Genomic DNA, 25,039 nt, shown 5'->3' with positions numbered 1-25,039 from the left:
TTACTCCGCTCCGGGGTAAACCCCGTTTTTAGCCATGCTGATTAAACGAGCTACTCGCTCCTCCATTGGGGGATGAGTAGAAAAAAGTTGCGAAAGTCCGCCAGCAGCCAAAGGGTTAATAATCATCATCTGCGCCGTTTCAGGATGTCGCTCAATCGCTTGAAATGGAATGCCTTGGGCGTAAGCATGAATTTTTTGCAGGGCCTGCGCTAAGGCCTCTGGATCAGCACTCATTTCTGCGCCGCCTCGATCCGCCTCATATTCACGAGCACGGGAAATACTCATCTGAATTAGGCTGGCCGCAAGCGGAGCCAAAATCATGACCAGCAATGAAGCCAGTGGATTTCCTTGTCGACCCTCTGAATTACGACCGCCAGCAAACATAGCAAGGTTGGCTAATGCAGAAATTGCACCCGCCATCGTTGCAGCCAAAGTAGAAATTAAGATATCTCGGTGTTTAACGTGTGCAAGCTCATGTGCCATTACGCCACGTAATTCACGGCTTGAAAGAACCCTCAAGATGCCAGTGGTTGCTGCAACAGAAGCATGCTCAGGATTTCGACCCGTTGCAAATGCATTGGGAGCATCTTCATCAATCACGAAGACTTTTGGCATAGGGAGTCCAGCTTTCTCGGCTAACTCTTTCACCAAGCCATACAACTGTGGAGCAGAGCGCTCATCTACCTGCTGCGCGTTAGTCATCTTCAGCACCATCGTATCTGAGAACCAGTAGCTAAAGAAGTTCATTCCAATCGCTATCAATAGCGCCATGAGCATTCCTTGCTCGCCACCTAGCATACCGCCGACCACGACAAAAAGTGCGGTGATTGCCGCCATCAAAATAGCGGTCTTCGCCAAATTAAACATTCGCACCACCTAGCTGATTCGTGAACTTTTCAAATGTCATTTCAGGGTTTACATTGGCGCCGTTAGGAATACATAGATTGGCAGAAATTCTTTTTCCGCCAGGCTTTTGCATTTCTAAAATTTCAATGACGCCCTCTCCGCATTGAACATACGCCCCATCTCCACTAAAACCCACAACCCGTCCAGGAATTGCATCTTGATGTATTGGCGCCTTGTCAGACAAGCGAGAGCTCCAAAACTTCAGTTGCTCACCGCAAAGACTACTTGTGGATCCAGGAAATGGATTGAAGGCTCGAATACGTCGATCAATTTCAGCAGCACTTAGCTGCCAATCAATTTCTGCCTCACTCTTTAATATTTTTTCTGCGTACGTAACGCCTTCGGTAGATTGCGGAGTTCTTGTGACAACAAGGCCTTGATCCAAGTCGTTCAAAATTTTTACCATCAGCTCAGCGCCCATGATTGCAAGACGATCATGGAGTGATGCGCTGGTTTCGTCAGATGCTATTTTCAAATCACCCACTAAAACAGTATCACCTGTATCTAGGCCTGCATCCATTTGCATGATGCTCACACCCGTAAGATCATCACCGCACTCAATAGCGCGCTGTATCGGCGCTGCACCGCGCCACCTAGGTAGCAGAGAGGCGTGAATATTAAAGCAGCCGTGTCTGTCATTGTGAGAAGCAAGATCAAGAATGTCTTGAGGAAGAATTAATCCGTAGGCAACAACAACCATTGCATCAAAATCAATGCCAGATAAATATCGATACATCTCTTGCGCCGCGGCTCGCTTCTGCAAGTCGGCATGATTTAGTTTGAGGGACTCTGGTTGCAACACTGGAATATTTTTTTCTTGCGCAAATATTTTTACAGGGCTCGCCTGAAGATGCATGCCACGACCCGCCCGACGATCTGGCTGCGTAAGTGCCAAAACGATTTGATGGCCAGACTTTTCTATTGCGCGCATTGCCTGCGCAGCAAACTCTGGGGTACCAGCAAAAACAATTTTCATTCGGCGCTTAGTGCTCGCCTACTAATTCTTTTGCGCGCTTTTTCATTTTGAGAGAAATACGATTGCGCTTCAACATCGAGAGGTACTCAACAAATACTTTGCCCTGCAAGTGATCCATCTCGTGTTGCAAGCAGACCGATAACAGGCCATCTGCCTCTACTTCAAATTCTTTTCCATTGATGTCGAGCGCCTTTACCCGCACTACAGCAGGGCGATCAACTTCATCGTAATACTCAGGCACAGAAAGGCAGCCCTCACGCCATGATTTTTTTTCTGGACTTGACCAAACCAATTCAGGGTTAATAAATACCATTAACTCGTCTTGATTGTCCGAAACATCAATCACAACAATTCGCTCATGAATATCTACCTGCGTTGCAGCTAAACCAACACCAGGAGCGTCGTACATCGTCTCGGCCATATCGGCCACAATTTTTTTGATGCGTGCATCTACCTGCGCTACGGGTTTGGCAACCTTGTGTAGGCGTGGATCTGGGTAACAAAGGACAGTTAATAAAGCCATATAGGAATTATCCAACAGAGTAATCAGGCTGTCCTGATAGTTCTCTCTAGCCCCATGCTGAAAATTGCCTTATGCACACCCCAAAAAATCCAGACATCGTCCAAATTCATCAAAACACCACTAGCTACCCAGCTCGGCTACTGGATTTATCTGACCCACCCAATTCACTCTATATATATGGGGATATTCACTTGCTGGATTTGCCCATGATTGCCATTGTTGGGTCACGCGCCGCCAGCCTGGAGGGGCTCAAAAATGCCCATTTTTTTGCACAAGCCCTATCTGATGAGGGCTATCTGATTGTTTCCGGGCTAGCCCGGGGGGTTGATGGGGCAGCCCACCGCGGCGCACTTGGGCCGAATTGCAGCCACCCAACCCTAGCAGTGTGTGGAACAGGGCTGGATATCGTGTATCCACGAGAACACCTTGGATTAGCAAGGACCATTGCTCAGTGTGGCCTCTTAATATCCGAGCTAGCGCCAGGATTGGGGCCAAAAGCCTGGCACTTCCCGCGCAGGAACCGCATTATTGCTGCCCTATCCCTTGGAATCCTTGTAGTTGAGGCGGCTGAGCGCTCTGGCTCGCTTATTACAGCAAGACTAGGCTGTGAGCTCGGCCGAGAGATTTTTGCTATTCCAGGCTCGATAAATAACCCTCTCTCGAAGGGCTGCCATCAGTTACTTCAGCAGGGCGCCAAACTAGTCCAATCCCCGCAAGACATCCTTGAGGAGCTGCCAAAATGCTCAAAAACCCCATTTAAAGGCATTTAAAGCGACTTTTTAAGAATATCTAGGGCCTTTAATAGGGTCTTACTAAATCCAGAAAAAGAGGCTTTTGGACTTTTGTCAATTTATCGGTTAATAATAAAAAAGGGGTGCGGGGGTAGTCTGACCAGGATCTGGTTTAAATTAGTCACCCGTTTTACCCATTAAAAACATCATTTCAAGCTCAAATTTAGGCAAAACGCGTGGCAACTAAAGCAACTACCAAAAAAAGCAGCCCAAAGACTTCAACCGTTGATCACCCAAAGGCGCTGATCATTGCGGAGAAACCTTCCGTTGCGAATGACATTGCCAAAGCTTTAGGTGGCTTCACTAAATATGAGGATTATTTCGAGAGCGATGACTTCGTTATCTCTTCTGCAGTTGGTCATTTATTAGAGATCGCTGCCCCCGAAGAATTTGATGTCAAACGCGGCAAATGGTCCTTTGCAAATCTACCTGTTGTGCCACCCTACTTTGATTTACGGCCGATTGCCAAAACAGAATCGCGACTTAAGGTATTGCAAAAGCTCATTAAGCGTAAAGATATTAACGAACTCATTAATGCATGTGACGCGGGGCGCGAAGGTGAATTAATTTTCCGCTTGATTGCACAGCATGCAAAAGCGCCACAAACTATTAAGCGCCTTTGGTTGCAATCAATGACGCCGGCAGCAATTCGCGATGGCTTTGCTTCTCTTCGCAGCGATAGCGACATGCAGCCTCTAGCGGATGCAGCACGCTGCCGCTCTGAAGCAGACTGGATGGTCGGCATTAACGGCACTCGTGCCATGACAGCATTTAATAGCAAAAGTGGTGGATTCTTTCTGACGACAGTTGGTCGAGTGCAAACGCCAACGCTTTCAATTGTTGTAGAGCGTGAAGAGCTGATTCGTAAGTTTATTTCCAAAGACTATTGGGAGGTTAAGGCAGAATTTATTGCGGCAGCTGGCGTGTATGAAGGCCGCTGGTTTGATCCTAAATTCAAGAAGAATGCTGCAGCCCCAGATACACGCGAGAATCGCCTATGGAGTGAAGCTGCCGCACAAAGTATTGTGGCAGCGTGTCGCGATAAAAAAGCGAGCGTCAAGGAAGAGGCTAAGCCAGCAACTCAACTAGCCCCTCAGTTATTTGACTTAACTAGCTTGCAACGCGAAGCCAACGCGCGCTTTGGTTTCTCCGCTAAAAATACTCTGGGCTTAGCTCAAGCTCTTTACGAGCGCCATAAAGTGCTGACCTATCCACGTACAGATGCCAAGGCCTTGCCCGAGGATTATCTTGATACCGTAAAACAGACCATGGAAAACCTGGCTGAAAACGCACAAGAATATCGTCCATTTGCTAAACAAATTTTGCAAGGCGACCCTAAGGATTCGAAAGCAGGATATGGCTGGATCAAACCGAATAAACGTATTTTTGATAACTCAAAAATATCAGATCACTTTGCGATCATCCCTACCTTAGAGTCTCCAAAGAGCCTCAGTGAACCAGAGCAAAAGTTGTATGACTTAGTTGTACGTCGCTTCTTGGCGGTCTTTTATCCCGCAGCCGAGTTCCGTGTCACCACTCGCATCACCGAGGCGTCAGGACATCACTTTAAAACGGAGGGGCGTGTTCTGGTCTCACCAGGCTGGCTAACGGTGTATGGCAGATCCAATCAAGCAGATGATGAGCTGGTAGCAGTGCAAGAAGGTGAAACTGTGCAAACCGAATCTATCGCAGCTATCCCATTAAAAACTAAACCACCAGCTCGCTATACTGAAGCAACCTTGTTGTCGGCCATGGAGAGCGCCGGTAAATGGGTAGATGACGATGAAATGCGTGAAGCCATGGCCGAAAAAGGTCTGGGCACGCCTGCAACCCGTGCCGCCATTATTGAAGGCCTGCTGGCTGAGAAATATATGGTTCGCGAAGCGCGCGAACTTATTCCCACCGCTAAAGCCTTCCAATTGATGACGCTCCTGCGTGGCTTGGATGTCGAAGAATTAACTAGGCCCGATCTCACGGGTAGTTGGGAAAATAAACTCTCTCTGATTGAACGTGGCGAGATGAATCGCGACACCTTCATGCAAGAAATTGCACAGATGACGCAACGCATCGTCAAACGCGCAAAAGAGTATGACAGCGATACAATCCCTGGCGACTATGCAACCATGTCTACACCGTGCCCACACTGCAAAAGCGCCGTTAAAGAAAACTATCGTCGCTTTGCATGTGAGAAGTGTGGATTTACGATCAGTAAAACTCCGGGTGGGCGTGCATTTGAGTATCCAGAAGTAGAAGAGTTGCTTCGTGAAAAAACCATTGGGCCACTCCAAGGATTCCGCAGCAAAATGGGAAGACCATTTGCTGCAATTATTAAATTAAGCGAAATTCCTGAAGATGATGCCGACTATCCAAATGCGGGCTTCAAGCTTGAATTTGATTTTGGCAATTCTCAGGAAGATGAGTCTGAGCCCGTTGACTTTACTGGGCGCCAGGCCCTGGGTGTCTGCCCAAAATGTTCTGGTGCAGTTTATGAAGATGGCATGCGCTATGTATGCGAAAACAATACCGGCCCAAATAAGTCATGCGACTTCAAAACCGGTAAGGTAGTTTTGCAACAAGAAATTTCTGTGGAGCAGGTTCAGAAGTTGCTCACAGAGGGCAAAACAGATTTACTGACGAATTTCAAATCCAACCGAACAGGTCGTGGCTTTAAGGCTTATCTTGCTTTGGGCGCCGATGGCAAAATTGGTTTTGAGTTTGAAGCCAAAGCACCCAAAGCGGGTGCTGCTGCCAAAGCCCCGGCAAAGAAACGTGCTGGTGCCAGTGCAGCCACCAAATCTGCAGCAAAGCCTAAGCGCGCCAGTAAAGCAAAATCGTCTTCGAGCACTTGAGCAGTAATGAGTTTGGCGGCTAAGGCTGACCAAAGTACGCCTCTTGACCCCAGGGCTGCCGCCAAAAATATCCCTGGGCGTTGAGTCAGTGCGCCAATGATTGGCAGGCGATCGCCGGCAACACAACGCACCCCCACAAAGCTTCCCACTTTCTGTAAATGGCTTACATCGCCATCTGCATAATTCAGCAAGCCCTTTGCCTGCTCACGATTAAAGTCATCACTTGAATCCCAATCCTGAAGATCGGATTCTCCCTCGTCAAAACTGGAGCCCACTATCCACTGATTATTCCCATCGGGTAATTTCTTGGCCGGCAAACAATAGCCATCGCCCGATATTGCAGTACGCGGAAGTTTTGAAGCCCATTGATTTTTCGCATCAATTGAAAAGATACTCAACTGTCCACGCACAGGCCTCAAGGGAAGCCGGACACCCATACTTGCTGCCAAGTTTTTAGTTTCTAAGGCTGCCGCAATAATGACCTTGCCAGCAGTCATGATGAGTTCATCATGGGCATTGAATAAACCCCAATTTGCATCAACTTTTTCTAGTCGAGCGACAGAAGTATTCCAGCAGCAAGTCAGTCTTGGGTGGGGGGCCAACGCATCTTGTGTTGCTTTAAACAAATTTAATGATGCCCCCCGTGGAAGCCAAATGCCGTCTTGAGAAATTCCACAAACCTGCATTGCATCATCCGCATAAAGGGCTTTTGCCAGACCTTCATCAAGATCGAGTGACTGCAGGTAGCTTGCAACATCACCCCGATTAAAGGCCTTGTCTTTTTTGTTTGGCTGAAAGATGCCATGCTGATTCCAGACCTTGCCCCAGCGAGCATCGGCCATCAAAAATGCAATGCGGGTTAAGCGTAATAAACGGGGGGCACCACGACCAACATGTGGATGTGCAATAGCGTAAGCATGACTAGAGCACGCTGATGCAGGGTGGGGTGCTGAGTCGACAATGCAAACTACTTGACCGCGCTCGAGCAGCTCGCTGGCAATGCTTGATCCTGCAATGCCTGCCCCAATCACCACGATGTCATGGTGTTGGGGTGAGGTCATTAAATAAAGATGTTTTTGAAAAGACTTCTTAAATTTCTAGGGGGCCTAGGCGTTTAAGCGCTTCTCAATTTTGCTACGAGCTTCGATTAACTCTTTAGGCAAACGCTCGCCCAAATGCTCAAACAATTCTGAATGAAGCTTAAGCTCGCTCTTCCAATCATCAACAGCAACAGTAATGGCTTTTTCAAACTTGTCTGCTGGGTAATCGAGACCATTCCAATGCATATCAGCATGCTCTGGGCAAATACCAAATACAGTTTCCTTACCTTTAGCTGTGCCTTCGGCGCGGCCCAAGATCCAAGAAAGTACGCGCATGTTTTCACCGAAACCAGGCCATACAAACTTACCGTTCTCATCTTTACGGAACCAATTCACACAATAGATCTTTGGCAAAACAGCACCTTCAGCAGCAAGCTTGCTACCGATATTCAACCAGTGCTGGAAGTAGTCGCTCATGTTGTAGCCAGCAAATGCAATCATTGCAAACGGATCACGACGAACAACGCCCACCTGGCCAGTAATCGCAGCAGTAGTTTCAGAGCCCATTGTTGCGGCCATGTAAACACCCTCGACCCAATCGCGCGCCTCACTTACCAATGGCACCGTGTTTGAACGACGACCACCAAACAAGAATGCATCAATCGCTACACCCTCAGGATTATCCCAATTAGGGTCGACTGCAGGGTTGTTAGTAGCCGCTACAGTGAAGCGTGAATTTGGATGAGCGGCTTTACGACCAGCAGCGCCATCAGCAGGAGTCCAGTCCTTGCCTTGCCAATCAATTAAATGAGCTGGAGGCGCATCAGTTAAACCTTCCCACCAAACATCACCATCATCAGTTAAACCAACGTTAGTAAAGATCACATCTTGGTTTAATGAATCGAGACAGTTTGGATTGGTTTGGCGGTTTGTTCCTGGAGCAACGCCAAAGTAACCAGATTCTGGGTTAATTGCAAACAAACGTGTTTTACCTGTAACAGGGTCTTTGCGCGGCTTGATCCATGCAATGTCATCACCAACTGTAGTTACCTTCCACCCCTCAAATCCCTTTGGAGGAATCATCATAGAGAAATTGGTTTTTCCGCAAGCAGATGGGAACGCAGCAGCGATATGGTATTTCTTGCCTTCAGGTGAAGTCACGCCCAAGATCAACATGTGCTCAGCTAACCAACCTTGATCGCGACCCATATTGGATGCAATTCGTAATGCAAAACATTTTTTACCTAATAAGGCGTTACCACCATAACCGGATCCGAAAGACCAAATCTCGCGTGTTTCAGGATAGTGAACGATGTATTTGTTTTTGTTGTTAGGCCATGCAATGTCTTTTTCGCCTGCAGCCAAAGGCTTACCAACGGTGTGAATACAAGGAACAAATTCACCAGTAGCGCCAAGCTGATCAATCACCGCTTTACCCATGCGGGTCATCAAACGCATGTTGATAGCAACGTATGGGCTGTCAGAAAGCTCAACGCCAATGTGTGCAATTGGAGAGCCGATTGGGCCCATTGAAAATGGCACTACGTACATTGTTCTACCGCGCATGCAACCATCAAATAGTGGCTGGAGGGTGGCACGCATTTCGCTTGGCTCTACCCAATTATTTGTTGGGCCCGCATCTTCTTTTTTTGCTGAGCAAATAAAAGTGCGGTCTTCAACACGCGCTACGTCATCGGGATCAGATAATGCCAAGAAAGCGTTTTTGCGCTTAGCGGCATTGAGGCGCTTAAATACCCCTGCATTTACCAGCAACTCACAAAATTCATCGTATTCGGCCTGGGAACCATCACACCAGTGAATCTTATCTGGCTTGGTAAGGGCAGCTACTTCAGCGACCCATTGAATCAGTTTTTGATTTTTTACGTACTCAGGTGCATTGGTGTTGATAGTCATGAGAGTCCTATGAAATGTAATATTTTTGATCGCACTATTTTAACATTTTGGGCATATTTTTAGGCATACACCCACCAAGAGCAAACCCTTTACTTGCCAATGCAAAATTGGCTAAAGATTTTGCCCAAAAGATCGTCTGGGAGTAGCTTTCCAGTAATTTGTCCAAGTTGATCTTGTGCCAAACGGAGCTCTTCTGCGAATAACTCCAGTGATATGTTGCCATCTGATGCGAATTCTTGAGATTTATCAAGGTGCGTAGCCGCCCTATCTAGACAATCTAAATGCCGTCTACGAGCAACGATGGCGCCCTCCTGAGTGCCACCCCAGCCGACCGACTCTAAGATTTTCTGTTTTAAGGCCTCTATGCCTTCACCCGTCTTAGCCGAAATGAGCAAAGAGTGGCTTTCACTTTGATTAGCTGTAAGCTTGCCCAACAAATCCGATTTATTGCCCACCTCTAAAACTGGGCATTTTGGTGGAATTGCCTTCAATATTTGGGTTTTTAGCCCCAAAGCTTCGTCCCCATCAATTGTTTCTTTGGCGCTTGGATCTTGCAGAAAAATGACTAAGTCTGCTGCCCGAATGGCATCCCACGATCTTTCAATTCCCTTTGCCTCAACCAGATCACTGGTTTCACGTAAACCGGCGGTATCAATAATGTGCATCGGAACACCGTTGATGGTGATGCTCTCCTTAACGCGATCTCTCGTAGTTCCTGCGATAGGTGTAACGATGGCAACTTCCTCGCCAGCCAAACGATTGAGGAGGGAACTTTTCCCCACATTAGGAGCGCCAGCCAAAACCAACTGAATACCATCGCGCAAAATTTTTCCCTGTTTCGCGCCCTCTCTTAATGCTTTTAACTTTTGCATCACCGTTTTGAGACGCTCACGTGCCTTGGCATTCTCTAAAAATTCAATCTCCTCTTCAGGGAAATCCAGCGTGGACTCTACCAAAATGCGTAGTTGGGTGATTTCTTCAATTAGGCTGTTGATATCGTTTGAGAAAGCGCCTTGCAATGAGCGCGCCGCTCCACGAACCGCCGCCTCACTTTGCGCATCAATTAAATCTGCAATTGCTTCTGCTTGAGCTAAATCGATTTTGTTGTTGAGATAGGCTCGTAAAGAAAATTCGCCTGGTTCGGCAATAACCAAACCCTGATCTTTTCCCAGCTCGAGACAACGCTTCATGACCAACTCTAAAAGCTGGGGACCGCCATGGCATTGCAGCTCTAGAACATCTTCGCCAGTAAAGGAGGCTGGGGCAGCAAAGTAAATGGCAATGAGTTGGTCGATCGACTGGCCCTGCGCATCTTGAAGTGTGAGCAGGTTTGCGTGGCGCGGTGCAAGAGTTTTATGAAATAAAGCTTCGGCCATCGACAAAAGCTGTGGTCCGCTAATGCGAATAACGCCAACCCCTGCCTTACCCGGCGCGGTGGCAACCGCAATGATGGGCAACTTTCTTGTCATCATCACGGGTACCCCTTATTTATCTTTGGGCGGCTAAAAATTTATTTAGCCGGCTTCTTTCCAAACATTTGATTGATTTGCCATTGCTGTGCAATCGATAGCAAGTTGTTCACAACCCAATACAAAACCAAGCCCGCAGGGAAGAAGAAGAACATGACAGAAAACACTAGAGGCATATACATCATGATCTTCGCCTGAACTGGATCTGGCGGAGTTGGGTTGAGTTTGGTTTGCACAAACATTGAGGCGGCCATAATGATTGGCAAAATGTAATATGGGTCCGGAACTGATAAGTCATGAATCCAGCCAATCCATGGGGCGTTGCGCATCTCCACTGAGGAGAGTAGAACCCAGTACAACGAGATAAACACGGGGATCTGAATCACTACAGGCAGGCAACCACCCAGGGGATTAATTTTTTCCTTGCGGTACATCTCCATCATGGCTTGATTCAGTTTTTGTGGCTCACCCTTGTATTGCTCCTTCATTGCAAGCAGACGTGGCTGAACCTCTTTCATGCGCGCCATTGACTTGTAGCTAGCAGCAGATAACGGGAAGAACACCAATTTAATAAAAATAGTCAAAAGGATGATTGACCAACCCCAGTTACCAACATAAGCATGGATATTTTCAAGCAGCCAAAAAATAGGTTTGGCAAGAATGGTGAGATATCCATAGTCTTTTAATAAAGCAAACCCAGGGGCAATTGTTTCTAAAACACTTTCTTCTTGCGGGCCCACAAACAGTTTTGCTTTTTCAACAACCGTGGTGCCGGGTGCAACCACTCCCAACGGCGTTTGTATGCCAATACGGTAAAGATTGTTATCAATTTTTCCGGCATAGATATCACGCGCCGCTTTATCACCAGGGATCCAGGCGCTGGCAAAGTAATGTTGAACCATAGCAATCCACGCAGGATCACCAGGAGGTACTAGGGCAGGAATAGTGATTTTATTTTTATCAATTGCTGTGAATTCGAGCTTGTTGAATTTTTCTTTTTCGGTATACGCTGCTGGTCCAGTAAAAGTGCTTGCTGAGAATGCACCATCAAAAGGTCCAATTTTTTGCTCTTGTGAAGCATCACGCACGATCTCTGTATACAGAACTAGTGGTGCTGCATTTGTATTTCCTTGGGTAACGCGGTGGCCAACATCAACAACATAACTACCAGGGCTCAAAACAAAGGTCTTCTCTAGTTTTACGCCGTTGCGCTCACTAGCTAAAACTACAAAAGGTCTTCCAGATCCATCTTTACCAGACTGCACCAATTTAAATGTGCTGGTGTGATTGGGAAGATCCGCATTACCTAAAGCAATTAAACCTGAACGAGCAAAATATTTATGGTTTGGTGCGTACTGAAATAGCTCAACTGGCTTTTGCTCTGCAGTGAGTTGCTTAGGCAACTTCGCATCAATTATGTTGGCGCCATTTGCGCTGATTTCTAAAATCAATACATCGTTTTGCAAAACAAACTTTTCCGACGTTTCGATTGCTCCTGCGATGACAGCGGGCGCCTGGTTAGGCGTGGAAATGCTTGGGTTTTGGATGGGGGCTGGAACATCCACCTTGTTTGCTGGAGCCTTGTCAGATACCGCAGCAGGATTTGGAGAGTTTCCACCAAACATGGATGGTTTGCCTTCATGAACTTGCCAGTTGTTGTACAACATCAAGCCTGACATGGAGAAGACTGCCCAAAGAATTGTTTTTTTAAAGTCCATTTGCATTCACTTAATGATGATGAGATGTTGGTTTTACTGCGGGGTCATATCCACCTTGAGCCCATGGATTGCAACGCAAAATGCGCCAAACCATCAAGCTAAAGCTTTTTAAAAATCCGTAATTAGCAAAGCAATCGCAGGCATATTGGGAGCAGCTTGGTACAAACTTACACTGCATACCCACAAAAGGGCTGAGCGCTATTTGATAGAGCCTCACAACTTTAATGGCAAGTTTATTGAGTAGGCGCACTTTAAATAAGCCCTGCAATCTGATTTCGCAGAACTTCTTTTTCTTTGCTTCTGAGTCTGCCGCGGGTCTCGCGACCAATTGGCTTTTTTAGTTTCACCACAACATCGCTGTTAAGGCTAGCTACTTGAGCGCCCCGAACTAGTTCACGAATCATGCGCTTTAATTGGTTGCGATCTACCGCTCGCTTAGCTAGTTTTTTAGCTACCGCAATACCCAAGTCTGGTCTTGCGCCCTGATCCGAGGATGCCAAATACAAACCCCAATACAAACTTGTCTTGGGGCGTATTTTTAATAACTCAGAAATCCTGGCGCTATTCAACTGCTAAATTAAACAGCTAAACGTTTGCGACCTTTAGCGCGACGTGCGTTTAATACTGCGCGTCCGCTCTTGGTTTTCATACGAATACGGAATCCGTGAGTGCGTTTACGACGTGTTACTGAGGGTTGGTATGTTCTTTTCATGATTCATCCTGCAAAACCCAGTATTTTCCTTGTTGCAAGGCAAAAGGTCAACCGCCAGGGAGGAATATATAGGTATTTTTCTCTATTTAATTGGGCTTATTTTCATAAACACTTGATTTTTAATGATTTTCTGTCTTTATTCACAAGTTATCCACAGGTTTTCCACGTTTTTCCAGCTTGTGGATAACTTTATGTGCTCGCTACAATGGATCCTCCAAAAATATGAGCAATCTACAGAATCCACCCACATTGAACTCAATTAGCCCCCTAGGTTTTTGGGATGACGCTCTTGGCACGCTTGCTCGTGAGCTATCCCCCCAACAATTTAAAACCTGGATTGCCCCGTTGAGCTTGGTGTCTTATGATGAAAGTGGGCAGTCACTCATATTAGGAGCACCAAACAGATTCAAGCTTGATTGGATTAAGAAGACTTTTTCAGACCGGTTCCAGGTGATTGCAGACCATTACTTTGGGCACCCAATCAACTTAAACTTTGTTCTAAACGTTGAGGGTTCGGGCACTCAAACAATAGAGATTGGCTCGCCTCAGGAGAGGCTTGAGCCACGAGAGGTCGCAATTACTCCGGACAACAACTCTACAGAAGAGCGGTCTTTTGAGATTGAAGATCACTCCAAACTCAACCCCAACCTTACTTTTGAGACTTTTGTAACTGGTAAAGCCAACCAATTAGCAAGAGCAGCATCTATTCAGGTTGCCCACAATCCAGGCACCTCTTATAACCCAATGTTCTTATATGGTGGGGTGGGTTTGGGTAAAACCCACCTAATCCACGCTATTGGCAACCATCTATTAAAAGAAAAGCCAAACGCCCGAATTCGATACATTCATGCTGAGCAATATGTTTCTGATGTAGTTAGGGCCTATCAACAAAAAGCGTTTGATCGTTTTAAGCGCTATTACCACTCCCTAGACCTTCTATTGATTGACGATATTCAGTTTTTCAGCGGGAAATCGCGGACGCAGGAGGAGTTTTTCTACGCCTTTGAGGCTCTTTTAAGCAACAAAGCACAGGTCATTATTACAAGTGATACCTACCCAAAGGAGATGGCAGGGATTGATGACCGCCTAATTTCTCGTTTTGACTCCGGACTAACGGTGGCAATTGAGCCGCCAGAACTAGAGATGCGGGTTGCCATTTTGATGAAGAAGGCATTGAGTGAGGGCATTCCCATGAGTGAGGATGTCGCCTTCTTTGTGGCGAAGCATCTTAGATCTAACGTCCGAGAGCTTGAGGGTGCACTGAGAAAGATCTTAGCGTTTGTGCGCTTCCATGGCAAGGAAGTCACAATTGAGGTAGCTCGTGTAGCATTAAAGGACCTACTTTCAATACAAAATCGGCAGATTTCGGTTGAGAACATTCAAAAAGCAGTGGCCGATTTCTACAGCATCAAGGTTGCGGATATGTACTCCAAGAAGCGCCCGGCAAATATCGCCCGGCCACGTCAAATTGCTATGTTTATGGCTAAAGAACTCACACAAAAAAGCCTCCCGGAGATTGGTGAGTTATTTGGTGGTAGAGACCACACTACCGTCTTACACGCAGTCAGGAAAATTGGTGAGGAGCGCTCCCATGATGGTCAACTCAACCATGAAATCCACGTTATTGAGCAAACCCTAAAATCATAGGTTTTTTGCTCGTGGATAAAGCTGTGGATGGCTCAATGGATAACTTTGGGGATAAGGTGTGGATAAATTGTGGAAAGCCCGCGCTTCATGCAAAAATAGGGTGTTGATAAAAAGTTATCCAACATTTATGCAGTGTTTATACAAAAGTTTTCCACAGGTTTTTTTGGTTTTAATGGGTTGTTTTATATACAGTTTTTGACTTACCCACCGAAATAACGAGACTTACTACTACTACTAATAAGATATATACAAGGATTTAAAAGCAATGCAACTCGTAAACACTTCACGTGACAGTTTGTTAAAACCACTTCAGGTTGTTAGTGGCATTGTTGAACGTCGACATACTTTGCCGATCTTGGCAAACTTGTTATTTAAAAAACAAGGTGACAAGGTGTCTTTTGTATCGACGGACATAGAAATTCAAATTACAACTAACGCCACTTTTGGTGTTGGTCCAGAGGATGTGACTACAACAGTGGCTGCGAGGAAATTGCTTGATATTTTGCGCGCACTTCCAGAAGGCCCTGTTGCGCTAAATCTTAAAGACAACAAAATGGTTGTGCAGAGCGGTAAAAGCCGTTTCTCTTTACAAACCCTTTCTGCAACCGAGTTCCCTGTTATGCAGAGTGTTGGTGAGGTAACCGCAAGCTGGAAGATGACTCAAAAGAGTTTTCGGCAACTGGTAAGCCAAGTGCATTTTGCGATGGCGCAGCAAGATATTCGTTATTACCTCAATGGTATGTTGTTGGTTGTTGAGGGTAAACAGGTAATCGCTGTAGCCACCGATGGTCATCGCTTGGCCTACTCTCAAGTTGAGCTAGCTGAGGCTCCAGTGGGGTCTGGTCAGCGACAGGAAATTATTATTCCCCGCAAAACTATTCTCGAGTGTCAACACTTACTTGAAGATTCAGATGAGTTGCTGGAAATGAGTCTGACATCAAACCAAGTGAAATTTACATTTGGTGATATCGAGCTCATTTCAAAACTGGTTGAGGGGAAGTTTCCTGATTTTCAGCGTGTGATTCCTAAAGGGCATAAAAACTCATTGGTGGTTGGCCGAGATGTTTTGCAATCAGCACTACAGCGTGCAGCAATCTTGACAACTGATAAATTCAAGGGCGTACGTTTTTCTTTATCACCAAATCGAATTACTGTTCAATCTACTAACGCTGAGCAAGAAGAGGCTCAAGAAGAGATTGAGACTGAATACAGTGGTGATGTTGTTGAGATTGGATTTAATGTAAGTTATTTGTTAGATGTTTTATCAAACCTGAAGAGTGAAAAAATTCAGATTAGTTTGGGTGATGCCAATAGTAGTGCGGTGATTACTCTACCTGGTTCAGAAGACTTCAAGTATGTTGTGATGCCAATGCGTATTTAATTTAGAAAAAAATGACTGAAGAAAAAAAAGTAGTAGAGCAGTATGGTGCATCATCGATCCAAATCTTAGAAGGTCTTGAGGCTGTTCGTAAGCGTCCGGGTATGTATATCGGAGACACCTCTGATGGCACGGGTTTGCATCACCTAGTTTTTGAGGTTTTAGATAACTCTATTGATGAAGCTTTAGCTGGGTATTGCTCTGAAATTACTGTTGTTATACAAACTGACAACTCCATTTCCATAGTTGATAACGGGCGTGGCGTTCCAACTGGAATTAAATACGACGATAAGCATGAGCCAAAAAGAAGCGCAGCTGAGATTGTAATGACGGAGTTGCATGCTGGTGGTAAGTTTGACCAAAATAGTTATAAGGTTTCTGGTGGTTTGCATGGTGTGGGTGTTAGTTGCGTAAACGCACTCTCTAAATGGTTGAAGCTCACCATTCGTCGTGATGGCAAAGCGCATTACATGGAGTTTGCGCGTGGGGTTATTCAGAACCGCAACATTCAAGAGGAAAACGGTGTGGCGATTTCACCAATCACCGTTACTGGGGATACCAATTTATCTGGCACTGAAGTGCATTTCTTGGCGGATGAAACTATTTTTGGAAATATTGAATTTCACTATGAGATTCTTGTTAAACGCATTCGCGAGCTTTCATTCTTAAATAACGGCGTTCACATCAAACTAATTGACCAGCGATCTGGTCAAGAGGAAGACTTTGCTTTCTCTGGCGGTGTAAAAGGTTTTGTTGAATACATCAACCAAACAAAAAATGTTTTACACCCCAATATTTTTTATGCTGAAGGTATTCGTCCGTCAGATCTAGGTGGCAACATCACCGCTGAAGTATCCATGCAATGGAATGATAGTTTTAGTGAGCAAGTTTTATGTTTTACTAACAACATCCCTCAGCGCGATGGCGGTACCCACTTAACAGGCTTGCGCGCAGCAATGACGCGTGTCATCAATAAATATATTGATGAGCATGAGGTTGCCAAAAAAGCTAAGGTAGAAATTTCTGGTGATGATATGCGCGAGGGCCTTGCCTGCGTGTTGTCGGTTAAAGTTCCAGAGCCAAAATTTTCAAGCCAAACAAAAGACAAGCTGGTTTCTAGTGAGGTTCGCGGACCTATTGAAGAGATTGTTGCCGAAGCATTAAGTGCTTATCTTCAAGAGCGCCCAGCCGATGCGAAAATTTTGTGCGGAAAAATTGTAGATGCTGCCCGTGCTCGTGAGGCAGCCCGTAAGGCTCGCGACATGACTCGCCGTAAAGGTGTTCTTGATGGTTTGGGTCTCCCTGGAAAGTTGGCAGACTGCCAGGAGAAAGATCCAACAAAATCAGAATTATTTATTGTCGAGGGAGATTCCGCGGGCGGTTCTGCTAAGCAGGGTCGTGACCGACGTTTTCAGGCGATTCTTCCATTGAAAGGAAAAATCCTAAACGTTGAAAAAGCTCGATTCGATAAAATGTTGGCCAGCCAAGAGGTTGTTACCTTAATTACTGTTCTTGGAACCGGTATTGGTGCTGAAGAATACAAGGCAGATAAACTACGCTATCACCGCATCATCATCATGACCGACGCGGACGTCGATGGTAGCCATATTCGCACACTCTTACTCACTTTTTTCTATAGACAGATGCCTGAACTGATTGAGCGCGGCCACATTTACATTGCTCAACCACCTTTGTATAAAGTAAAGTTTGGTAAGAATGAGCAATACATTAAAGATGATGTTGAGTTAAATCAATTGCTCTTAAAGATTGCATTAGAGTCAGCGTCTCTCCAAACGCCATCAGGCGAGATTATTGAGGGTGCGGATTTGGGTGAGCTTGCCAAGCACTATCAAGTTATTCAGTCGGTTGTAGATCGCTTATCGCGCAACATTGATGAGGACGCCCTGCGCGCTATTGCTTCGGGCACCCAATTAAACCTAGACACTGAGAAATCAGCACAAGATTCGGCGGAGCGTTTGCGTGTTGCCTTGACAGACTCTTTAAACCCCTTGGCACTTCCACCAGAAATCATTGTGCAAAAAGAAGAGCGCACTGATCGCTTTAAGTTATTGTTATCGCGCCGTATTCATGGCAACTTAAAGTTATCTGCAATTAACTCTGACTTTGTACATGGCGATGACTATCAAAGCCTAGCAAATGCTGCCGCAGTTTTGTCTGGCAAAGTGTTGCCGGGCTCAAAAGTGCGCCGAGGTGATCCAGATAAAAATCAAAAAGAGCAAACTATTCAAAACTTCAGGGCGGCTTTTGCTTGGTTGCTTTCTGAAGCAGAGCGTGTGTTAAGTCGTCAACGCTACAAAGGTCTTGGAGAGATGAACCCTTCTCAACTGTGGGAAACCACAATGGATGCGGGTTCGCGCACCTTACTTCAAGTCAAAATTGAAGATGCGATTACTGCCGATCAAGTCTTCACCACCTTGATGGGTGATGAGGTTCAACCGCGTCGTGCCTTTATTGAGAAAAACGCTCTAATCGCTCGCAACCTGGATGTTTGATTTAAATGGCTAAAAAGAAATTGGCTGTACCGACCATGGATAAGTCTTGCATTATTGTTAAATCATCACCGATCCATGGCAAGGGTGTGTTTGTTGCTAAACCCATTAAAAAAGGGGCGGCAATTATTGAGTACAAGGGCGAGCGCATCAGTTGGAAGTTAGCCGAGAAGCGCCACCCGCATGATCCAAAAGACCCAAACCACACATTTTACTTTTCACTAGAAGACGGTCGTTGCATTGATGCCAAGTACGGCGGCAATGCGGCACGCTGGATTAATCACTCTTGCAAGCCCAGCTGTGAGACTAGAGAAGATAGCTTTAATGGTGAGCCCCGTGTATTTATTTATGCGAAACGCGACCTCAAAAAGGGTGAAGAACTTTTTTACGACTACTCTCTTGATGTTGAGGGTCGGGTTACCAAGCAGATGAAAAAAGATTACGAGTGCCGTTGTGGGGCCAAGAAGTGTCGCGGCACCATGTTATCTCTCGATGGTAAATAATTCTTAAGATGCTCTTTGTTGGCATTCAGGATTTAGAGGCGGCCATCAATTATTGGCGCAGCCAATCACCTGCGGTTGGTGAGGAGTTGCATTTATGTCCTGAAGCTGCGGCGCTTGCAAAGCCTTACGCCCTCATGATTGTTCAGGGGTCCCAAAGAGTTCCTATGGATGTTTTGGATGAGGCGTCCAAGACGGCAATCCAAACCTTTATAAAAAACAGCAAAACCAGTTAAGTTGTTTTACAAAAAAAACTAATAAAAACAATAAATTAGGTTATATTCATTAATCCCTTTCGTGTGCTTCCCCACATTTGTTTCACGTGAAACCTACAAAATGCTATGATCATCGCCCTATCTGAGGCAAATCATGCGTTATTCAAAGAACTTCGATGTCATTGTGGTTGGCGGTGGTCACGCTGGAACTGAGGCTGCCCTTGCATCCGCACGCATGGGGTGTGAAACCCTTCTAATTACCCACAGTATTGAGAGTTTGGGCGCCATGAGTTGTAACCCCTCAATTGGCGGTATTGGCAAAGGGCACTTGGTCAAAGAGATTGATGCAATGGGTGGCGCAATGGCAGCTGCCACTGACGAAGCCGGTATTCAGTTTCGGATTTTAAATTCGAGCAAGGGCCCTGCTGTCCGTGCGACCCGCGCACAAGGCGATCGTGTTTTATATAAGGCAGCGATCCGTCGGCGCCTCGAAAACCAAGTAAATCTGACTCTATTCCAAGCCGCCGTAGATGATCTGCTAGTTGTGGGTGATGTGGTTCAGGGTGTGGTTACGCAAATGGGTCTGAAGTTTATGGCCAAAAAGGTGGTGCTCACTGCGGGCACCTTTTTGGATGGCAAGATTCACGTTGGTTTAAATAACCATGCTGGGGGTCGAGCTGGTGACCCTGCAGCCGTTTCTTTGTCAGCTAGATTAAAAGAGCTGAAGCTTCCTCAGGGAAGATTAAAGACCGGTACCCCACCCCGGATTGATGGGCGAACTATCGATTTCTCGGTGATGCTGGAGCAGCCGGGGGATTTAGACCCTGTGCCTGTTTTCTCCTGCTTGGGTCGACCAGAGCAACACCCCAAGCAAGTTCCTTGTTGGATTTCTCATACCAATGAGCAAACACACGACATTATTCGTGGTGGCCTGGACCGTTCTCCGATGTATACCGGTGTTATTGAAGGGGTGGGCCCTCGCTATTGCCCTTCTATTGAGGATAAGATTCACCGCTTTGCCTCTAGAAATAGTCACCAGATATTTTTGGAGCCAGAGGGCTTAACAACAAACGAGTTTTACCCTAATGGCATTTCCACCAGCCTTCCATTTGATGTTCAGTGGAATTTGGTCCGAAGTATTCGCGGCCTAGAGTCGGCGGTTATTGTGCGCCCTGGTTATGCCATTGAGTACGACTTCTTTGATCCACGCCATTTGCGGCATAGTTTGGAGACCAAAGCCATTGCGGGCCTGTATTTTGCAGGCCAGATTAATGGCACGACAGGTTATGAAGAGGCTGCCGCCCAAGGAATGCTTGCCGGTATTAATGCTGGCTTAGCGGCACAAGGCAAAGAGCCTTGGCTGCCCAAGCGAAGTGAGTCATATATCGGTGTTTTGGTTGATGACTTGATTACTCTTGGCGTTCAGGAGCCCTATCGCATGTTTACTAGCCGCGCGGAATACCGCTTGAGCTTACGTGAAGACAATGCGGATCTGCGCTTAACCACCATTGGTCGCGAACTTGGCTTGGTAGATGACTACCGCTGGAATACGTTCTGTAGAAAACAAGAGGCTGTTTCACGTGAAACATCCCGTTTGCAAGATATTTGGATTGGTCCAAAGCATGGCTCAGCAAAAGCGGTTTCTGAGCTCTTAGGGCAAGACTTATCCCATGAGTGTAGTTTGGCGGACCTTTTAAGGCGCCCCGGCATTACTTATGAGGCAGTTACGAGTCTGGCGGACGGCCTTTGGTCAGCGGGAACATTGGATGATGATTTAGGCTTGGCCCAACAGATTAGTGACCAAGTTGAGATTTCTATTAAATATCAAGGGTATATAGACAGGCAGGCGGTTGAGATTGCTCGGCAAGAGCATAACGAGACTTTCCCCCTACCGGAGGTTTTGGATTACACCCAGGTTCTTGGTTTATCTAAAGAGGTTCAGCAAAAGCTTAATTTGCACAAGCCTGGCACCTTGGGTCAGGCCGGCAGGATCTCCGGCGTTACCCCTGCAGCACTTTCCCTGTTATTGGTCCATCTTAAAAAGGGCTTAGGCCGCACCCAAGAAGAGGCCCATGAGTAATGATTTGGTTTCTTTGGGAATTGAGGGTTTAGGCCTCAATCTCAGTTCTGCAAATTTTGCCGATTTGGAGCTCTTTTTGCAGGAAATGGGTCGCTGGAACCAGGTGCATAATTTGACTGCAATTGAGGGTGAGAAGAACTCTGTTCGTCTGCATCTCATTGATTCTATTACAGTTTTGCCTGTAATGCGCCAATTTCTGGGTTTACAAAACCCTAAAATTGCTGACCTGGGTTCAGGCGGCGGTCTACCCGCTATCCCCATTGCCATTCTTCAGCCTGACTGGCACGTGACCCTGATAGAGGCTATCCGCAAAAAGACGGCGTTCTTGCAACATGTGCGCGGTAAGTTGGCCTTAAAGAATATTCAGGTTCTGAGTGAGCGCGTCGAAGCGGTGGGTAAATCACAACCTAGACAATTTGATGCGGTGATTTCTAGGGCATTTACTAACCTTGCCCACTTTCTAGAGCTTTCCCTTCCCCTTCTGAAGCCTGATGGTTTGGTATTTGCGATGAAGTCTAAGCGCGCAGATGAGGAGTTGCAGGACGTTTGCATGGATGACTGGCGATTGGTGGCTGACGAGCCTCTGCGGATCCCCAATTTAGAGGTGGATCGCCGGCTTTTAGTCTTATCCCCCATGAGAAAATTACCCCTTTAAAGCTCGACATTCCTAAGAAAAACTATGGCCAAAATATTTTGTATTGCGAATCAAAAAGGTGGGGTTGGAAAAACCACCACTGCCGTTAATTTGGCCGCTGGTTTAGCTGGGCATCAGCAACGTGTTTTGTTGGTAGATTTGGATCCACAGGGTAACGCCACAATGGGATCTGGAATTGAAAAAGCAGATCTCATTAGCACCGTGTATCAAGTGTTAATTGGTTTGTCATCGGTGAAAGAATCTGCGGTGCGTTGTGATAGTTCTGGCTACGATGTGTTGCCAGCAAATCGTGATTTAGCTGGTGCGGAAATTGAGTTGGTAGATTTAGATTCTCGTGAGCAACGATTGAAAGATGCGCTTGCACTCGTTGCAAATGACTATGACTTTATTTTGATTGATTGCCCTCCCGCACTATCTTTGTTGACGCTTAATGGATTGTGTGCAGCGAACGGTGTGATCGTGCCAATGCAGTGCGAATATTTTGCATTAGAAGGATTATCGGATTTAGTTAACACCATCAAACAAGTGCATGCCAATTTAAATCCCGACTTGGTGATCATTGGATTGTTACGCGTGATGTTTGATGCGCGCATGACATTGCAGCAACAAGTTTCCGATCAATTACTTGAGCACTTTGGCGACAAAGTATTTAAGAGCATTATTCCCCGCAACGTCCGCCTGGCCGAAGCCCCGTCCTATGGGCTTCCTGGCGTGGCGTTTGATAGGTCATCGCGCGGCGCCAAGGCCTACTTGGAGTTTGGCGCCGAGATGATTGAGCGCATTAAGCAAATGTAAAACCTAGGAACAATAAAAATATTATGGTTGCAATCAAGAAAAAAGGTTTGGGTCGCGGCTTAGAGGCCCTGCTTGGCGACAAGGCGCAAAAAGAAACCACGGCAGAAATTAATCGCTTGCCATTGACTGCATTGCAGGCTGGTAAATATCAACCGCGACAAAAAATGGAAGCGGGCGCATTACAAGAGCTGGCTGAAAGTATTCGTGAGCAAGGTGTGATGCAACCATTGTTGGTGCGTTTGGTTGCTCCTGGTAAATACGAAATTATTGCGGGTGAGCGTCGCTTTCGTGCGGCAACTTTAGCCGGCTTAAAAGAGGTTCCTGTTTTAGTTTCTGGAGCTAACGATCAAGCTGCCGCAGCGATGGCTTTGGTCGAGAATATGCAGCGCGAGGATTTGAATCCGCTAGAAGAATCTCAAGGCCTTGCAAGATTGATTGAGGAGTTTGGTTTTACGCATGAGCAGGCTGCAAAAGCGGTGGGTAAGTCACGTAGCGCCGTAACGAATTTATTGCGCTTAAATCAATTGGCAAAGCCGGTGCAAGCTATGCTCCTAGCAGGTGATATTGACATGGGCCATGCCCGAGCTTTATTACCCTTGCCCGGAGCAAGCCAAGTTGCCTTGGCACAAAGAATTGCAGCTCAAGGCCTATCCGTTCGGGAGGCTGAAAGAATGTCTGCAGCCCTTGCGCTTGCTGGAGGTCGGATTGGGGATAAAAAAGCTAAAACCCAGCCGGCAGGTGGCGCACCAAGCCGTGACCCAGACACGCGCCGTTTAACTCAAGAAATAGCTGATTTGATAGGCTTAAATGCTGAATTTAAGTTTAAAGGTAAGGGTGGCGAGCTCAGAATTCGCTTCAGCCAATTTGACGAGCTAGATTCTTTGTTAAAAAAGCTGGGCGTCGAAGCCTAAAAGTCAGCAAAAAAATGGCCCTAAAACATTTGACCTATTGCAGTGCACACATTAAACTCACGGGGCTAAATTGATTCCTCAAAAAAATCGATTTTCCGAGGCAAATGACTGGGATGAGCCCGAAGAAGAAGTCTTTCAGGCTTTAAGTAAAGAGGAAATGACCGCGTTGCAAGCTAGCAATGCTGTTAAACACCCCCGACTGTCGCCTTGGAGGGTTTTGGCTGCGCAAGTGGTGCTTACAGCGCTCAGTATGGTGATCTGGTCAATTTTTGGGGAGCCGGTTGGGGTAAGCCTTTATACTCAGTCGGCCTTTTTAGGTGGTTTAATTAGCGTCTTGCCTTCAACCCTGTTTCTAATTAGGTTGGAGTTGGCAAAAAAAACGCAAATATTGAATCCAGGGGGTTATTTGGCGGCATTGGTTTCGGGCGAATTTATCAAAATCGTCGTTACCTCGATGCTGTTTTTAGGGGTTGCTTTTTTGATCCCGGGCGTGCTTTGGGTCCCATTATTGGTGACTTATGTGCTTGCCATTAAGTGTGTGTGGCTAGCGTGGTTGTGGCGCTAAGAGTAATAAATGTGATTGAACCAAAGGACTAGTTAAGAGATGTCTAGCGAAGTAAACCAAGCCCACGCGGCTGCTGAGCAAATGACGCCAACAGCGTACATTTCCGAGCACTTACAAAACCTTAATAATTCAGGTGGACCACAGTCGTCCATTATTGATTTCAGCATCATCAATTTAGACACTGTTTTCTGGGCATCCCTTATGGGTTTGCTTACTGTATTTATTTTGTTGATTGCAGCGCGCCGTGCAACCCCGGGTGTGCCAGGCCGCTTCCAGTGCTTTATTGAAATGATTGTGGAAATGGCAGAAACCCAATCTAAGAGCATTGTTCATGGTGATCGCTCTTACATTGCGCCACTTGCCTTGTTTGTATTCTTTTGGATCATCCTTTTAAATACGCTCGACTTGATTCCGGTGGATTGGGTTTTAGGCGTTAATCATTTCATCGAAAGTTTTGGTGTTCATGTTCCACACCATAAGGTTGTTCCTACAACCGATCTAAATGCGACCATGGGCATGTCTATGTCCGTCCTGCTTTTAGTTTTCTTTTACAGTTTCAAAGTCAAAGGTTTTGGCGGCTTCTTGCATGAGCTCATTTCTGCCCCGTTTGGTGCGAAGTGGTACTTGGCTCCATTTAACCTCGCTTTGAACATCATCGAATATCTTGCTAAAGGTGTTTCATTGGGAATGCGACTGTTCGGCAACATGTATGCTGGCGAGTTGGTTTTCTTATTGATCGCATTGCTAGGTAGTGTGTGGACATTTAGCTTAGATTTATCCCTGTTTGGATTGGTGGGCCATGTTATTGCTGGATCAGCTTGGGCCATCTTCCACATTTTGGTTATTTTGTTGCAAGCCTTTATTTTTATGATGTTGACTTTGGTT

Annotated in this window: 22 protein-coding genes and 1 pseudogene; 13 read left to right on the top strand and 10 right to left on the bottom strand. The window is 46.2% G+C overall.

The window, feature by feature from the left end; translation table 11 throughout:
* Genes htpX through def form a run of 3 tightly spaced genes read right to left on the bottom strand, consistent with a single transcriptional unit; the run spans position 1 to position 2,405 of the window.
* Positions 1–867: a zinc metalloprotease HtpX gene (gene htpX, locus B7Y67_RS01290; RefSeq protein ID WP_293596958.1), complete on the bottom strand. Its 867-nt coding sequence runs from the start codon at positions 865–867 to the stop codon at positions 1–3.
* Positions 860–1,882: a methionyl-tRNA formyltransferase gene (gene fmt / locus B7Y67_RS01285; protein WP_293596957.1), complete on the bottom strand. Its 1,023-nt coding sequence runs from the start codon at positions 1,880–1,882 to the stop codon at positions 860–862. The genes htpX and fmt overlap by 8 nt, the downstream gene beginning before the upstream one ends.
* A 7-nt stretch (positions 1,883–1,889) precedes the next feature.
* A complete protein-coding gene (gene def / locus B7Y67_RS01280; RefSeq protein WP_293596956.1) occupies positions 1,890–2,405 on the bottom strand; it encodes a peptide deformylase in 516 nt (171 codons plus the stop codon).
* A gap of 71 nt (positions 2,406–2,476) precedes the next feature.
* Between def and dprA the strand changes: the two genes are divergently transcribed.
* Both dprA and B7Y67_RS01270 read left to right on the top strand, forming a co-directional pair.
* The gene (dprA, locus tag B7Y67_RS01275) at positions 2,477–3,175 is read left to right on the top strand and encodes a DNA-processing protein DprA (RefSeq protein ID WP_293596955.1); all 699 of its coding nucleotides are present in this window, start codon (positions 2,477–2,479) and stop codon (positions 3,173–3,175) included.
* Between the two features lie 197 nt (positions 3,176–3,372).
* Entirely contained in the window at positions 3,373–6,045 is a 2,673-nt protein-coding gene (locus tag B7Y67_RS01270; protein WP_293596954.1) for a DNA topoisomerase III, read from the top strand.
* A 59-nt stretch (positions 6,046–6,104) separates the two neighbouring features.
* Here B7Y67_RS01270 and B7Y67_RS01265 read toward each other — a convergent pair.
* The 7 genes and pseudogenes from B7Y67_RS01265 to rpmH form a co-directional block, all read right to left on the bottom strand.
* Positions 6,105–7,106, bottom strand: a pseudogene (locus B7Y67_RS01265) (FAD-dependent oxidoreductase); the annotation flags it as partial.
* Positions 7,107–7,151: 45 nt separating this feature from the next.
* Entirely contained in the window at positions 7,152–8,999 is a 1,848-nt protein-coding gene (locus B7Y67_RS01260; RefSeq protein ID WP_293596953.1) for a phosphoenolpyruvate carboxykinase (GTP), read from the bottom strand.
* 89 nt (positions 9,000–9,088) lie between these two features.
* Positions 9,089–10,468: a tRNA uridine-5-carboxymethylaminomethyl(34) synthesis GTPase MnmE gene (gene mnmE, locus B7Y67_RS01255; RefSeq protein ID WP_293596952.1), complete on the bottom strand. Its 1,380-nt coding sequence runs from the start codon at positions 10,466–10,468 to the stop codon at positions 9,089–9,091.
* Between the two features lie 41 nt (positions 10,469–10,509).
* On the bottom strand, positions 10,510–12,186 hold the full coding sequence (gene yidC / locus B7Y67_RS01250) for a membrane protein insertase YidC (protein WP_293596951.1): 1,677 nt from the start codon (positions 12,184–12,186) through the stop codon (positions 10,510–10,512).
* Between the two features lie 10 nt (positions 12,187–12,196).
* Positions 12,197–12,436, bottom strand: a complete 240-nt coding sequence (gene yidD, locus B7Y67_RS01245; RefSeq protein ID WP_293596950.1) for a membrane protein insertion efficiency factor YidD — start codon at positions 12,434–12,436, stop codon at positions 12,197–12,199.
* A gap of 1 nt (position 12,437) precedes the next feature.
* Positions 12,438–12,686, bottom strand: coding sequence for a ribonuclease P protein component (locus B7Y67_RS01240; RefSeq protein ID WP_293596949.1), 249 nt, complete (start codon positions 12,684–12,686; stop codon positions 12,438–12,440).
* 77 nt (positions 12,687–12,763) lie between these two features.
* Entirely contained in the window at positions 12,764–12,898 is a 135-nt protein-coding gene (gene rpmH / locus B7Y67_RS01235) for a 50S ribosomal protein L34 (RefSeq protein WP_011903922.1), read from the bottom strand.
* A gap of 222 nt (positions 12,899–13,120) precedes the next feature.
* On the opposite strand from rpmH, the gene dnaA reads away from it, so the two are divergent.
* The 11 genes from dnaA to atpB all read left to right on the top strand — a co-directional run.
* On the top strand, positions 13,121–14,545 hold the full coding sequence (dnaA, locus tag B7Y67_RS01230; protein ID WP_293596948.1) for a chromosomal replication initiator protein DnaA: 1,425 nt from the start codon (positions 13,121–13,123) through the stop codon (positions 14,543–14,545).
* 265 nt (positions 14,546–14,810) lie between these two features.
* Positions 14,811–15,926 (top strand): DNA polymerase III subunit beta, encoded by a 1,116-nt coding sequence (gene dnaN, locus B7Y67_RS01225; RefSeq protein ID WP_293596947.1) that lies wholly within the window; start codon positions 14,811–14,813, stop codon positions 15,924–15,926.
* An 11-nt stretch (positions 15,927–15,937) separates the two neighbouring features.
* On the top strand, positions 15,938–18,436 hold the full coding sequence (gene gyrB / locus B7Y67_RS01220; RefSeq protein ID WP_293596946.1) for a DNA topoisomerase (ATP-hydrolyzing) subunit B: 2,499 nt from the start codon (positions 15,938–15,940) through the stop codon (positions 18,434–18,436).
* A gap of 5 nt (positions 18,437–18,441) precedes the next feature.
* Positions 18,442–18,936 carry an SET domain-containing protein-lysine N-methyltransferase gene (locus B7Y67_RS01215; protein WP_293596945.1) on the top strand — a complete coding sequence of 165 codons (495 nt, stop codon included), beginning with the start codon at positions 18,442–18,444 and terminating at the stop codon, positions 18,934–18,936.
* Positions 18,937–18,944: 8 nt separating this feature from the next.
* On the top strand, positions 18,945–19,169 hold the full coding sequence (locus B7Y67_RS01210) for a DUF3717 domain-containing protein (RefSeq protein WP_293596944.1): 225 nt from the start codon (positions 18,945–18,947) through the stop codon (positions 19,167–19,169).
* A 133-nt stretch (positions 19,170–19,302) separates the two neighbouring features.
* The gene (mnmG, locus tag B7Y67_RS01205) at positions 19,303–21,228 is read left to right on the top strand and encodes a tRNA uridine-5-carboxymethylaminomethyl(34) synthesis enzyme MnmG (RefSeq protein WP_293596943.1); all 1,926 of its coding nucleotides are present in this window, start codon (positions 19,303–19,305) and stop codon (positions 21,226–21,228) included.
* The gene (rsmG, locus tag B7Y67_RS01200; protein ID WP_293596942.1) at positions 21,221–21,883 is read left to right on the top strand and encodes a 16S rRNA (guanine(527)-N(7))-methyltransferase RsmG; all 663 of its coding nucleotides are present in this window, start codon (positions 21,221–21,223) and stop codon (positions 21,881–21,883) included. Before mnmG ends, rsmG begins: the two co-directional genes overlap by 8 nt.
* A 24-nt stretch (positions 21,884–21,907) precedes the next feature.
* Positions 21,908–22,678 (top strand): ParA family protein, encoded by a 771-nt coding sequence (locus B7Y67_RS01195; protein ID WP_293596941.1) that lies wholly within the window; start codon positions 21,908–21,910, stop codon positions 22,676–22,678.
* Positions 22,679–22,701: 23 nt separating this feature from the next.
* Positions 22,702–23,589, top strand: coding sequence for a ParB/RepB/Spo0J family partition protein (locus B7Y67_RS01190; RefSeq protein WP_293596940.1), 888 nt, complete (start codon positions 22,702–22,704; stop codon positions 23,587–23,589).
* A gap of 70 nt (positions 23,590–23,659) precedes the next feature.
* Entirely contained in the window at positions 23,660–24,154 is a 495-nt protein-coding gene (locus B7Y67_RS01185; RefSeq protein ID WP_293596939.1) for an ATP synthase subunit I, read from the top strand.
* 39 nt (positions 24,155–24,193) lie between these two features.
* The coding region (gene atpB / locus B7Y67_RS01180) for a F0F1 ATP synthase subunit A (protein WP_293596938.1) at positions 24,194–25,039 on the top strand (846 nt) is incomplete at its 3' end.

Source organism: Polynucleobacter sp. 35-46-11 (assembly GCF_002281105.1).
This window is presented reverse-complemented; position numbering and strand designations above follow the sequence as displayed.